This is a genomic window from Thermofilum pendens Hrk 5, from assembly GCF_000015225.1.
GTDB lineage: Archaea > Thermoproteota > Thermoprotei > Thermofilales > Thermofilaceae > Thermofilum > Thermofilum pendens.
Genome location: NC_008698.1, coordinates 652,946 through 665,206 on the forward strand (window position 1 = coordinate 652,946; position 12,261 = coordinate 665,206).

Annotated in this window: 14 protein-coding genes; 9 read left to right on the plus strand and 5 right to left on the minus strand. The window is 53.4% G+C overall.

Going from position 1 to position 12,261, the window contains the following annotated elements:
• Nucleotides 1-70 precede the first annotated feature (70 nt).
• From TPEN_RS03635 to TPEN_RS03650, 4 genes are all read left to right on the plus strand, one after another.
• Nucleotides 71-1,162 (plus strand): DUF1512 domain-containing protein, encoded by a 1,092-nt coding sequence (locus tag TPEN_RS03635; protein ID WP_011752369.1) that lies wholly within the window; start codon nt 71-73, stop codon nt 1,160-1,162.
• A 126-nt stretch (nt 1,163-1,288) separates the two neighbouring features.
• Nucleotides 1,289-3,118 carry a tetraether lipid synthase Tes gene (gene tes, locus TPEN_RS03640; RefSeq protein WP_011752370.1) on the plus strand — a complete coding sequence of 610 codons (1,830 nt, stop codon included), beginning with the start codon at nt 1,289-1,291 and terminating at the stop codon, nt 3,116-3,118.
• A gap of 19 nt (nt 3,119-3,137) precedes the next feature.
• Nucleotides 3,138-3,614: a hypothetical protein gene (locus tag TPEN_RS03645; protein WP_011752371.1), complete on the plus strand. Its 477-nt coding sequence runs from the start codon at nt 3,138-3,140 to the stop codon at nt 3,612-3,614.
• A gap of 148 nt (nt 3,615-3,762) precedes the next feature.
• A complete protein-coding gene (locus tag TPEN_RS03650; RefSeq protein WP_148677923.1) occupies nt 3,763-4,116 on the plus strand; it encodes a hypothetical protein in 354 nt (117 codons plus the stop codon).
• Nucleotides 4,117-4,149: 33 nt separating this feature from the next.
• Here TPEN_RS03650 and TPEN_RS03655 read toward each other — a convergent pair whose 3' ends face one another.
• Nucleotides 4,150-4,635, minus strand: coding sequence for a PUA domain-containing protein (locus TPEN_RS03655; RefSeq protein WP_011752373.1), 486 nt, complete (start codon nt 4,633-4,635; stop codon nt 4,150-4,152).
• Nucleotides 4,636-4,815: 180 nt separating this feature from the next.
• Between TPEN_RS03655 and TPEN_RS03660 the strand changes: the two genes are divergently transcribed.
• The 5 genes from TPEN_RS03660 to TPEN_RS03680 all read left to right on the plus strand — a co-directional run bounded on the left by TPEN_RS03660 (nt 4,816) and on the right by TPEN_RS03680 (nt 8,536).
• The gene (locus TPEN_RS03660) at nt 4,816-5,298 is read left to right on the plus strand and encodes a multiprotein bridging factor aMBF1 (RefSeq protein WP_052885108.1); all 483 of its coding nucleotides are present in this window, start codon (nt 4,816-4,818) and stop codon (nt 5,296-5,298) included.
• Nucleotides 5,295-6,569, plus strand: a complete 1,275-nt coding sequence (hflX, locus tag TPEN_RS03665; RefSeq protein WP_011752375.1) for a GTPase HflX — start codon at nt 5,295-5,297, stop codon at nt 6,567-6,569. Before TPEN_RS03660 ends, hflX begins: the two co-directional genes overlap by 4 nt.
• Entirely contained in the window at nt 6,556-7,101 is a 546-nt protein-coding gene (locus TPEN_RS03670; RefSeq protein ID WP_011752376.1) for a tRNA (cytidine(56)-2'-O)-methyltransferase, read from the plus strand. Before hflX ends, TPEN_RS03670 begins: the two co-directional genes overlap by 14 nt.
• Nucleotides 7,098-7,634 carry a TFIIB-type zinc ribbon-containing protein gene (locus TPEN_RS03675; RefSeq protein ID WP_011752377.1) on the plus strand — a complete coding sequence of 179 codons (537 nt, stop codon included), beginning with the start codon at nt 7,098-7,100 and terminating at the stop codon, nt 7,632-7,634. Before TPEN_RS03670 ends, TPEN_RS03675 begins: the two co-directional genes overlap by 4 nt.
• Nucleotides 7,635-7,894: 260 nt before the next feature.
• The gene (locus TPEN_RS03680; RefSeq protein WP_011752378.1) at nt 7,895-8,536 is read left to right on the plus strand and encodes a helix-turn-helix transcriptional regulator; all 642 of its coding nucleotides are present in this window, start codon (nt 7,895-7,897) and stop codon (nt 8,534-8,536) included.
• Nucleotides 8,537-8,575: 39 nt separating this feature from the next.
• On the opposite strand, the gene TPEN_RS03685 is transcribed toward TPEN_RS03680, so the two are convergent.
• The 4 genes from TPEN_RS03685 to TPEN_RS03700 are packed head-to-tail and all read right to left on the minus strand — an operon-like array spanning nt 8,576 to nt 12,235.
• Nucleotides 8,576-9,307 (minus strand): energy-coupling factor transporter transmembrane component T family protein, encoded by a 732-nt coding sequence (locus TPEN_RS03685; protein WP_011752379.1) that lies wholly within the window; start codon nt 9,305-9,307, stop codon nt 8,576-8,578.
• 6 nt (nt 9,308-9,313) lie between these two features.
• Complete coding sequence (locus TPEN_RS03690; protein ID WP_187146353.1) at nt 9,314-10,153, minus strand: energy-coupling factor ABC transporter ATP-binding protein; 840 nt, start codon at nt 10,151-10,153, stop codon at nt 9,314-9,316.
• A 5-nt stretch (nt 10,154-10,158) separates the two neighbouring features.
• Nucleotides 10,159-11,013, minus strand: coding sequence for an energy-coupling factor ABC transporter ATP-binding protein (locus tag TPEN_RS03695; protein WP_011752381.1), 855 nt, complete (start codon nt 11,011-11,013; stop codon nt 10,159-10,161).
• Between the two features lie 22 nt (nt 11,014-11,035).
• Entirely contained in the window at nt 11,036-12,235 is a 1,200-nt protein-coding gene (locus tag TPEN_RS03700; protein WP_011752382.1) for a redox-regulated ATPase YchF, read from the minus strand.
• Nucleotides 12,236-12,261: the final 26 nt, after the last annotated feature.

Sequence of the window (12,261 nt, forward strand, 5' to 3'; positions counted from 1 at the left end):
TTTTCGCGCATACGAAGCTTTAAAAGCAGGAAGTTCGGCTCATTGCAGTGTAAGGCTGGGTGTCGGTGTCATGGATGGAGACACTCTGAGCTTTATAATGTGGCTCGTAGCACTCGCGATTTTCTCGTACATAACGCAGGAGATGCAGATTCTAAAGGCTATAAGCGAGGTTGAAGGCTACGTCGCTCTCTTCAGGGGTATACGGGACAAGGCTGTGAAAGTGCTTGTAGACCAGTTTTCAAAGTACACGGCCAGCTCTGAGGGGGCTTCTAGGGACGTGTTGGAGCAGAGGATTCTCTCGCTCATCGAGACACGCATCATACTCCCAGTAGACCTGGATCCCTACGGCATAGTGAGGAAGATAAAGCACGTGCTTAGAACTAGCGAAGTAGAACTCGAGAAGGAGGTTTCCCGCATCGCGAAAGGCGCCTCGAGGACGGAGGTGCAGAGGCTGTCAAGCCTGGTGGAGGTTGCGCGTGAGCTAAACCTTGTGTACAAGCTTGTTAACCACTACTACCTTATCGCGCGGAAATTTAAGAGCCTCTGGCTCGTGCTACAGCTGAACGCGCAGATGCCCTTCGTACTCGAAGAGGTGAAGGCGATAGAGGGGGCCCTGGAGTCGTTCTCGAAGGGTATTCCTGTAGGCGACTCCGCCGGGCCACTGGTTGCTGCTTTGCTGGCTAGGAAGTATAAGGGTAGCTTTGTTGAACCCGTGAAGGACACTGAAATCTCGCAGGTAACGGTCGACGGAAAGAAGGTATTCATAGTGAAGGCAAAGGGCCCTGGGAGCACGACGGGACACCTTGAGGAAGCTCTATCCTGGATATTCTCGAGGGAGAAAGTCTCGCTCATAGTATCCGTGGATGCTGCGTTGAAGCTAGAAGGGGAAGAGTCGGGGTCCGTAGCGAGCGGGTACGGTGTCGCGATGGGTGGCATAGGCGTTGAGAGATTCGAGATAGAGGAGCTCTCGACGAAGCATGGAGTGCCGCTGTTCGCAGTACTCATAAAGATGTCGGAGGCAGAGGCTCTCTCGGTTATGACGGAGAAGGTTTACCAAGGGGTTCAGCAAGCGGTGAGGATAGTAGAGGATATCATCTCAAGGGCACCGGAGGGTTCGTCCATTGTAGTTCTAGGAGTTGGAAACAGCCTAGGAGTACCGTGACGCTCCTAGAACCTCCTTAGATGGAACCGGGGAACGTTTCTACGCTATGTCTGTGTCATACCAGTAAGAAATATAAGCCTTTTGTTTCCAGAATAATCGCAATTTGGTGTATCGGAGGGTGAGTGTATGACGCGCCAGGAGGCTTTACGCGCGGAGGAGTTTCGCTTGGATTATTCTCAGCTTGCTGGTCTCTCTTACGAGGATATAGCTAAGGTTGCAGCGTCTGTACGCGAAAAGCTGATGCCGAGGTTGGGGGTAGACTACAAGCTTTACCTGTCGAAGAGGCCTCCCATCAAGGAAGGCGAGGAGCTGATCGCGTATACCCAGTCGGCGTGCCCGGAGTGCAACTCGTTGCTGACGGCGGTTATATTTAAGCGCGAGGGGAAGGTGTTCATACGCAAGGTTTGCCCAGAACACGGAGAATTCGAAGAGCTTTACTTCGGCGACGCTGAGATGTACGAGCGTTTCCGGAGGTACCAGAGGGATGGGAAGGGGAACGTAATCTCGCACCTACCGGTGACAGCCCCGTGTCCCTATAATTGCGGCGTATGCACTAGGCATAGATCCCACGCGGCTTTGATAAACATCGTGTTGACAAACCGGTGTGATCTTAGCTGCTTCTACTGCTTCTTCTTCGCCTCCAAGTCCGGCTACATATACGAGCCTTCTCTCGAGCACATAAGGTACATGCTGAGGCAGGCTAGGCTCACAGAGCCTGTGAAGCCCCCGGCTATACAGCTTACGGGCGGCGAGCCCACGCTTAGGGACGACCTCTTAGAGATTATAAAGATGGCGCGTGAAGAGGGCTTCACGCATATTCAGCTAAACACGAACGGTATCAGGCTGGCGTTCGACCCGGAGCTTGCAGTCAAGGTGAGGCAGGCCGGTGTTAACACGGTCTATATGAGCTTCGATGGGGTGTCGCCGTTCTCCAACCCGAAGAACCACTGGGAGGTTCCATACGCCTTGGACAACTTGAGGAAAGCGGGTCTAGGAGTGGTTCTCGTTCCGACCGTTATAAAGCACTACAACCTCTCGGAGGTAGGCAAGATAATCCAGTTCGGGCTCCAGAACAACGACATAGTAAGGGGGGTGAACTTCCAGCCCGTATCTATCGTCGGCAGGATGCCGAGAAAGGAGAGGGACAAGGAGAGGGTTACGATACCCGATGTTATAAAGGCTATAGAGGAGCAGACGGGAGGGCAAATAAAAGCTGAGGACTGGTACCCCGTACCGAGCGTGGTCCCGATATCGAGGTTCGTCGAGGCATTGACGGGTAAGCCCCAGCTAGCCTTCACGACGCACTTTGCATGCGGAGCCGCTACCTACGTTTGGCAGGAGGACGGAGAAATAATACCCATAACCCGCTTCGTCCACGTAGACGAGTTCTTCCGGTTCCTGGACGCGAAGGCAGATGAGCTCGAGAAAGGGAAGAACAAGTACCTAGTCATGCTGGAGCTTATGTGGAACCTCAGGAAGTTCGTCGATGCGTCTAAGGCTCCCCGCAGGCTCCGGGAAGGCAACCGCCTGCTCAAGATACTCTACAGGGTTTTCGTAAAACACGACTACGAGAGCCTAGGAGAATTCCACTACAACACACTGTTCCTCGGAATGATGCACTTCCAGGATCTGTACAACCACGACGTCGCGAGGGTTATGAGGTGCGATATACACTACGTAATGCCTGACGGCAGACAGGTCCCCTTCTGCTCTTTCAACGTCCTCCCAGACCTCTACAGGGATCGTGCTCAGAGAGTGTTCTCGTACTCGATAAAGGACTGGGAGAAACTAACAGGGAAGAGGTTGGTAGAGGACCACTACAAGAGAAACATCAAGAAGCTGATCTCCGGGGAGCCCTACAGAAGGCACTACTCGAAGATAATAGACATAGACTCTATACCCTACGAGCAACACGTACTAGCCTCGAAGAGATTCGGCATCCCTGTCATCGAATAACGCGCAGAGGCGCTTGCAGATGAAGGCATTCGCGTTTGAGCTAAAGGCGGTAGACCCTAAACCCTTAGACCTAGCGGTAAAGCCGTACCTACTCACTGTTTGCTCGGGCAAGGCTACGGTTCTTTCACCGGTCAGGAGGAGGCAGTTTTTAGAGGAGGACCTGGTGGGCTTTGACGAAGAGATAGGTTTCCTAATCGGTATTGTTTACAACGATTTCTTTCACGGGGAGGGTAACGTAGAGGTCTTCGAGTATGATGTCTCCTCTAGTTGCGAGATGGTAGCGAAAATATACGAAGTGAGGGACTCAGGTTTCCTTTACTACAGGGCACGCGTCTATAAGCGCTCAGAGGGCGTTGAGGGCTGGACGGTAATTTTCAGCGATCACTTTTCGAAGCCGGGGAGGCCGAAGCACAAGCTCGAAGAGCTTTCGGCGATAATCGGGGTACGCTTAGAGGAACTCGCGGAAGCTTTAAAGGAGGAGCACGCGGCGAAGTAAGTTTGCACGTTTTCGTAAAAGTTCATTGTAAGCTGGGAAGAGTCTGCGACAGTAGGATACTGGCGTATCGTCGTTTGTCGATAAAAAATTGTTTATCAGCGAAAGACATAAAAACCTTTCCACGTTATATGGTTAAGCATATAAACCAATGGTGGACATTGCTATGCAGTCTTCCCGTACGATCGAGGAGAAACAAAAACTTCTCGAACACCTTGCGTCGGTAGTCGAAGAACTCTTGAGAAACACGAAGTCTTCCCAGATATCCATAAAGCTTAGAACCCTTTTAAGGTACGCGTACGTGTCCTACGTAAAGAAAACATCCGATATAAACGTTATACGGGGGCTTGTCCCCCGTGTTAGGCCTCCCGCGTGGCTTACCAACCAGTACTACTACAGAGAGATAGAATTGATGCTTAAAACGCGCTTTAACGCCAGGATTGAGAATAGGAGGCAGTTTAGGTACGTCGTCCTGTACAAGAATCCATCGAACTTCAGGCGCTAGCCGCTTACCCTTTAAACTATCTTTCTTTCTTTTTTACTCAGATTCTCCTGCACCCGTACGTGTCTTGATAGCTTTCCCTCTACGTATAACCCCCATAGAGTCTCCAGGCAACATGGCTTTGCCCGAGCCACTTACGCGAGCCTCTTCTCCAGAAATCACGGCCACCTCGTCTCCGGGGAGAATCTCTCGATCGGCTTCAATCACGTGTTTAGAGAAGACCGTCCTTCCCTGAGAAACGTACCGAGCGACGTCTTCGGGGACCTCTACGAAGTAACAGCGCCTAACAGAGAGCAGTAGCCTCCACCCCTCCGGCGTGGGTACGATGAAGCCGTCCGACAGCCTTACGGACGCGAAAAGAGTGTCCCCTACGAAGATTTTCCTTATACGTCCCGTCCTACGCGACCTCTCAACGGATAGCTTGTCCCCGAGTCTCTCCAAGTCGAAGTCCACTCCAAACTGGTAAAGTAGTAGCCTTTGAAGCGCCTTGCGCTCCCAGGGTGAAGGCTTCTCTCTCTCCATAAAGCCTCAAACGGGGAACTTGCACAACATTGATAAATATTCACTGCAGGGGGCTTGACACCCGCTCTTCTACATGTTTGGGAGCATGGGCTAGGCACATTCCCAGAGGCTACGCGACGCGCTCGTCGCACGCGAGCCGCGAAAGATACATAAGACTCGTGTGCCTAGTCTTACCCTTAGATGGTGCGCTGCGAGATCTGCGGAAGAGAGATACGGGGACCGGCTTACAGGGTACGAGTCGAGGGGGCTGAACTCATAGTGTGTTCGCAGTGTGCAAAAGGTAAGACTGTAATAGGTGTGTTAACCTTCTCCCAGGGAGCACCTTCTAAGCCGAGAACCGCGGTAACGAGGCGGAGGCGCGGTGGAGAAGTGGAGGAGATAATAGTCGAGAACTACGGGGAGATCATAAGGAGTGCTCGTGAGCGCATGGGATGGACTAGGGATGTCTTAGCGGCCATGGTGGGAGAGAAGGAGTCGACCATTAGGAGGATAGAGGCTGGGCAACTGGAGCCAACGATAGACCTGGCGAGAAAGCTTGAAAAGGTGTTAAAGGTGAAGTTGATAGAAGAGCTCACGGACTACGGTGACTACTCGGAGGACTACGGCTACGAGGGCGTTACATTAGGGGACATAGCCGAGTTTAGGGATAGAGGGGATATATGAGCGTCGACGGGAGACAAGCAGTAATAGTAGTTGCTAGGCTCTCCGGGAAGGGAGATCTGGCGCTACTCGACGAGCTCCGAAAGTTGGTGGAAGCCGCCGGCTACGCTGTTGCCGGTGAACTTCTCCAGAAGTCCAGGTACGAGGACCCGAAGTACAACATAGGTAGGGGGAAGGTTCTAGAGCTGAAGAGGCTCGTAGAGGAGAAGAAGCCCCTCAAGGTAGTCTTTTTGAACGATCTTAAGCCGAACCAGGCGTACAACTTGTCGAAGGAGACAGGCGTGGAGGTGATTGATAGGTACGAGCTGATCCTGGAGATATTCGCGAAGCGAGCCGGAAGCCGTGAATCAAAGCTTCAAATCGAGCTTGCGAAGCTAAAGAGGGAGCTGAGCTTCGCCAAGGAGTACATTAACCTGGCGAAGAGAGGCGAGCTTCACGGCTTTCTCGGTGGAGGAAAGTACGCCGTAGACGCCTACTACGCATACGTCTCTATGCGCATATCGAAGATAGAGGAAGAATTGAGGAAGATTAGAAAAATGAAGGAGGAAAGGATAGCCAGGAGGGTGGAGGCGGGTCTCTATACGGTGGCCCTGACCGGGTATACGGGCGCTGGGAAAACGACTCTTTTCAACGTTCTGACGGGCGAGAACGGCTATATTGATGGTAAACCCTTCGCCACTCTTTCCACGCTTTCTCGTAGAACGTACTTCCACGGCTTCCCAGTACTTGTGACCGACACTATAGGCTTTATTGACGATCTACCGGATGCCCTGGTCGACGCCTTCTATACCACCCTGAGAGAAACTCTCGCAGCCGATGTTATCCTGCTAGTACTGGACGTGTCCGATACTCCAGCAGAGATCAGGCGGAAATTAACGGCTAGCATGGAAGTCCTCTTGAACCTCGGCGTTCCCCCGACGCGCATACTTCTCGTTGGGAACAAGATCGACAAAGTCTCCTCCGCCGAGCTTGAAGAAAGGGAGCGGCTCCTCGAGGATAGCGGGCTACGCTACACGCTAATATCTGCTGCGAGGCGTATAGGCATACATGAATTGACGCAAGCCGTTGTAGAGATGCTTCCCGAAAAGGTCTCTGCAACCCTAGCGCTAACGCGGGAGGCCCTAGCCGAGGATCTGAGGGAGCTTCTCGACAGGTGCAGGGTGAGGGAGGTCGTTCAGGGTTCCGATGGAAAGTTGCTCGTAGTCGTCGAGGGTAGAAGAGACATTGTAGCCAGACTTCAGGCACGCGCGGGGATGGGGCTTGTCGACGGGTAGACGAGTATTCGTTCTAAGAATAGGGCACAGGCCCGTCAGAGATCACCGTGTAACCACGCACGTAGGGCTCGTGGCGCGAGCTTTCGGTGCCGACGGGATATTTCTCGAGGAGAGCGTCGAGGAAAGCGTGATAAGGACGCTGAGGAACGTTGTGGAGAATTGGGGTGGCGACTTCAAAGTGCTGACAACGAGGGATCCACGGGAAACCGTGGCTAACTGGAAGAAGAACGGCGGGATAGTCGTACACCTGACCATGTACGGAGAGAATATCTCCGAGGAATTAATAAATCTTATATCCGGGCAGGGCAAAGATATACTGGTAGTCGTGGGCGGTGAAAAAGTTCCTCGATGGCTCTTTGAAGAAGCCGACTTTAATGTGGCTATAGGCAACCAACCGCACAGCGAAGTCGCCGCACTAGCGGTATTTCTCGACAGGCTCTTCAAAGGAGAGGAGCTCCGCAGAGAGTTTCCCGGGGCTAAATTATCCATTATCCCGTCTAAGAGAGGGAAGATCGTGGTGAGAAGGGAATGAATGCACACGAAGCCTTGGCAGAGATTGCCGGAAAGATGTTCGGGGATAATGCCAAGAAGGTGATGATGGTTCTCGCCAGTAACGTTGAGGTCTCCGACGAAGACCTGGCGAAGGACCTGAAAATGGATCCGCCCGAGCTTAGGAAGTTGCTCAATGATCTCTTCGAAGCGAGGCTCGTTAAGTACCGGAGAGCGCGCGACGAGAACATAGGTTGGTACAAGTACTACTGGCGTATAACCGATGAGCCGATCCAGCAAATACTCAGTGATAGGAAGAGGCTTACGCTAAGTATTCTAGAAAAAGTGCTTTCGCTGGAGGAGAACTCCGAGACATACGTATGCCCTAAGTGCGGCACACGGTACACTGTGGATGAGGCGGAGAACAACAACTACACGTGCGAGGTATGCGGCGAGGTCCTCGAACCTTTCGACAACACGCACCGAGTCGAGAAACTTAAGAGGGCGATCGAACTACTAGGAAACTGGGACCCCTCTCCAAAACAACAAGCATCGCGCGCCATCCCTCATGCATGAATGCGTCCGCGCGCGTCGATGCCGTGTATAAAATGGGGGCCGGGCGCCTTTCCCTGGTGGTTTACCCTTATTCCTGCCCTGTCCTCAGCTTTCTAAACGCTCTTTCTCGCGCCTTCCTTAGGCGTTCCAAGAGACGTTCTACATTTCGGCGGGCGCGCGCGAGTAAAGTTATCTAGCCTTGGAAAAGTTATCCTAGTGCGCTTTTACTTTCGCCGAACATGAAAGGTAATTTAACCCGGGTAATACGAAGGTAGTACGCTATGTCTGATGAGCTGAGGAACGTACTGTCGAACCTTACGGATACCGAAAGAAGGATAGTAGAGGTATACATGCAGAGGGGAGGCTCCGCGAAGGAAATTGCTAGTCTTCTGAATGTCTCCGAGAGAACAGTCTACAAGGCTCTCTACAAGTACAGGAAACTGGCGCTCGAGCAGGGAATAGACCCCTCCAACTTTTACCTCAGGAAGACAATTGCCGGCACGGCTGCTAAACCTGTACAGCAAGGCGTGCCCAGCGAACTCTTAGAGAGCATCAAGCAAGAGCTTGTCAGCGAGTTGGCAAAGATAGTCGAAGAAAGTGTACAGAGAGCTTTGAAGAGCATGCTCGAAGACCTAGTTGTTCCAAGGCAGGATCAACGGGCACCGGTGGAACCTGTTAAACCCGCCGTGCTGGAACCCCACTACGATCAAGTGCTGTACAGGCTGTCTGATGTGCTCGAAAAGCTCAACTACAACATTGAGAGGCTGGCGGAGAAAATAGACAGGCTGGACAGTTCGGGCACCGCTAAGGCGATAGCCCACGAACCCTACTCGTGGCAGGCTAAGCCTATAACCACCGAGGTCAGCATGCCCAGTTACGTGCAAGGAAACCCGTGGCTAGAAATACTGTCGAGGAGACAATGAAGGGTCTTTTTCCTTGGCTTTGTGTTCGGCGCTCTGGCACTAGACCAGACCGGCGATCCTAAGCATCGCCACGAAGAACATTAGTACGGTTAACGCCAGGAGATCCAGGTAGGAGAACCTGAGCCTAACTAAACGCGTAGGCTTCACCCCGGAACCGTACCCGCGCGCTTCTAGCGCCTCTGCTATCATCATGCTCCTCCTAACTTCAAACACTATTAGAGGTACAAGTAGGTAGACGTAGTTCTTTATCCTCACGCGCAGTTTCCCCCTCTCTAGCTCTAGCCCCCTACTCCTCAAGGCGTCCATTACCAGTTGCACGTCTGTAGCTAGCGTTGGCACAAACCTGAACGACATTGTAATGAGCAGGGAGTAGTCCCTCGGCACGCCTATTTCTTCCAGCGAGAGAGCTAGCTCCTCGGGAGGCGTGGTCATGAAGAAGACGGAGAATGCCGACATGAGCGCTAGGAAGCGTAGCGCCATGGCGAACGAAGTTAAAGCACCTTGCGGTGTGGGTGCGAAGACGAAGTTTAGCAGGAATATCATCAGCAGGATGGGCAGGGAGCCTACGGCCCCTTTAACCAGCAACCTGCACCTACGGGCTAGGGTGGCGACCGCGAATACGGATGCGAGGACGATAACCTGTATCAGGGCACTGGAGGAGTACACGGAGAGAGCGGCCAGCGTAACGCTAATAGCGAAGCGCGTTCTGGGGTCGAGCCTGTCTACCGGTGTATCTTTCTTCACGGGCTTAAATGCTTCGAAGACCTCCAAGGTGTCTCACCGCGTATTGCCCATGATTCTGCGTAAGTCGTTGAAGAGTTCCTCCGGGGACAGGTAGTCGTACCTTTCCAGGAGAGACTTTCCGTAGAGTGCACGCGCCACCCTAACTATTTGGGGGGGAACTAGGTTTGCCTTTCTGAGGACAGCGTAGTTCGCTAGTATCTTTCTGGGTTGCCCCTCGGCGATCACTTTTCCACCGGACATCACGACTATTCTGTCTACGTACGACGTCACGAATTCCACGTCGTGGGTCACGATTACAACAGTCTTACCCATGAGTCTCAGCAGGTTCATGGTTTGCGAGATCTTCTCCTTCTGTAGGTAGTCCTGGCCGGCCGTCGGCTCGTCTAGAACGAGCACCTCGGGGTCGTACGCCAGCACGGAGGCTAGCGCGAGCCGTCTTTTCTCACCCACGCTTAGGGAATAGGGAGACCTGTCCTTGTAGCGTTGCAGGTCGAGTATGTTGAGCGCCCACGCCACTCTTCTCTCGATGACGTCCTCGCTGTAGCCGAAGTTCCTTAAAGCGAAGGCGACTTCATCGTACACTGTTTCCTCGAAGAGCTGGTGGTCAGGGTTTTGGAATACTATGCCCACTATTCTCGAGAGCTCTGCTACACTCTTCGTCCTGGTGTCAATCCCTTTGACCTTGACCGTGCCTTTGCTGGGCTTAAGGATGCCGTTAAAGTGCTTGATTAGGGTAGTTTTGCCCGCGCCGTTTTCCCCCATTATCGCGATGAACTCCCCCCTTCTAACTTCGAGGGTCACTCCTCTCAGTGCTTCGTAACCCCCGGGGTAGGCGTAGTAGACGTCCTTGACCTCTATAATTGCTTCCTCCACGCCTTTCACCTCTCTGCACCCCCCTCCAGCAGCCACCTAGCTACCTCTGTTGCTACGGTCTCGGGGACTAACCTGTTTACGTTGGGCGTGAAACCTGCGTCCTTCAGCTCCTCTAGTAGGCGCACAACGAACGGTGTACCAACGATGTGGCGAGCCTTGCTTACGGTATCGAGGGGGTCTCCGTCTGCGACTATTCTCCCGTCGAGCATGACGACAACACGTGTTGCGAACTGGAGAGCTATCTCCAGGCGGTGCTCTATGAGTATTGTGAGCATATTGTATTCCCTCGTTTTTTTCGCAACAATCCCGAGGGTTCTCATAGCTGAGAGAGGATCCAGGTTCGCGGTGGGCTCGTCGAGGATAAGTATTCTCGGCTTCATCACCATGACGGAGGCCAAGGCGACCTTTTGTTGCTGTCCACCGCTGAGCTCAAAGGGGGATCTGTGCCTAAGTTCCTCCAGGCCGTACTCCTTAAGCGTCTCATCGACTCTCCTGCGGATCTCCTCTGGGGGTATTCCGAGGTTCTCGAGTCCGAAGGCAAGCTCCCGCTCAACGCTGTTGAAGAACAGCTGGTTCTCAGGGTTCTGGAACATAAAGCCGACGAGCCCGGCGAACTTCGGTGTAGGTGTTTTGCGTGGGTCAAGTCCGGCGATGCTGATGCGCCCGGTTAGTTCTCCGCCGTAAAAGTTCGGTATAAGCCCGTTGAAGATTCTAGCAAATGTGCTTTTACCGCACCCGCTGGGACCTACGAGGAGCACTAGTTCTCCGAAGTCTGCCTCGAAGTTTATGTCCCTGAGGGCAGGAGTGTCGGAGTCCGGGTACTTGTAGGAAACACCCTCCATGTAGACAGCGCTCTTCATACAGCGCTCCTCGCTTGCGTTGTCAATGGGCGACTACTATCTTGATTACCATCCGGTGCCGGAGCTTCTCGCTGGCCGATACGCGTTGCCCAGTTCTCGCGTCTATGGCGAAGGAGAAGCGTCGCCCTATGTCTGTGTGGATTTGGTATGCGAGGTCGCGCGCAGTGGCTTCTTTGCTCACGAGTAGGGCATCGGGTAGGACGTTTCCGTGGGAGTCCGAGAACTTCTTCTCGTTTTCAACGGGAAAAACCACGATCATACCCAGCTTTTCGAAAACCGCCGTATCTATGGCTTTCTGAACCCCCGTAGACCCCCACCTTTTCAACACTTTCTCCCTAATGTACTCTAACGCTTTCTCTTGTTCCCTGGTAGGCTTTCCTACGATCTCGAAATCGGGGTCACCTGGGATGTACCTAATAAGCCCCGCCTTTTCGGCCTTCCTCAGCGCGAGCTCCGCCTCTGCCGATGTTGGTACAACGGTGTACCTGTCTCCCAGCTCCTTAGCCATGCGCTTTATGTTGTCCTCTGATACGTCGAGATCAGCCTTGTTGGCGGCTATGACCATCGGCTTGGCTTTTCGCATAACGTACTCCACGAGGTGCATGAGGTCTTCCCTCGTCCAGCTCGTCGCTTTCTTAGTCTTGAGCGACAGCTCCTCCAATGCTTTGTCCACCACGCCCACGTCGACGCCGAGCCCCGTGAACTTAGCGTAGAGCTCGTCGTACTTCTTTTGAAGGTCTATCAGCTTGGAGATCTTCTCCCAGTCCCTAGAGACTACCTGTAGCATCCACATCGCGAACTCCTTTTCCAGGAAAAAGACGTCCTGGAGAGGGTCGTGTGTACCGGGCGGGACGGGGCGTCCCTCCTCGTCCGTCCCCCCGCTTGCGTCAACCACGTGTATTAGAACGGGGGCGCGCCTCAGGTGGTCGAGGAACATGTTGCCGAGCCCCCTCCCCTCCCAGGCGCCGGGCACAAGCCCTGCGACGTCTATTAGCTCGACCGGTATGAAGCGCCACCCATCAATGCAGATAGAGTTCCTGGGGTTATCCTTCACGCCGAGCTCCTTGCATACACACTGGACCCTCACGTAACCCACGCCTACGTTGGGCTCGATGGTCGTGAAGGGGTAGGGTGCGCGTTTAACGTCTATTAGTGTCGATGCGGCGAAGAACGTAGACTTCCCGGTGTTAGGCTTCCCCACTATGCCTACCTGAACGGTCATCACCTAACCCTGTAAAAGGCAGAATG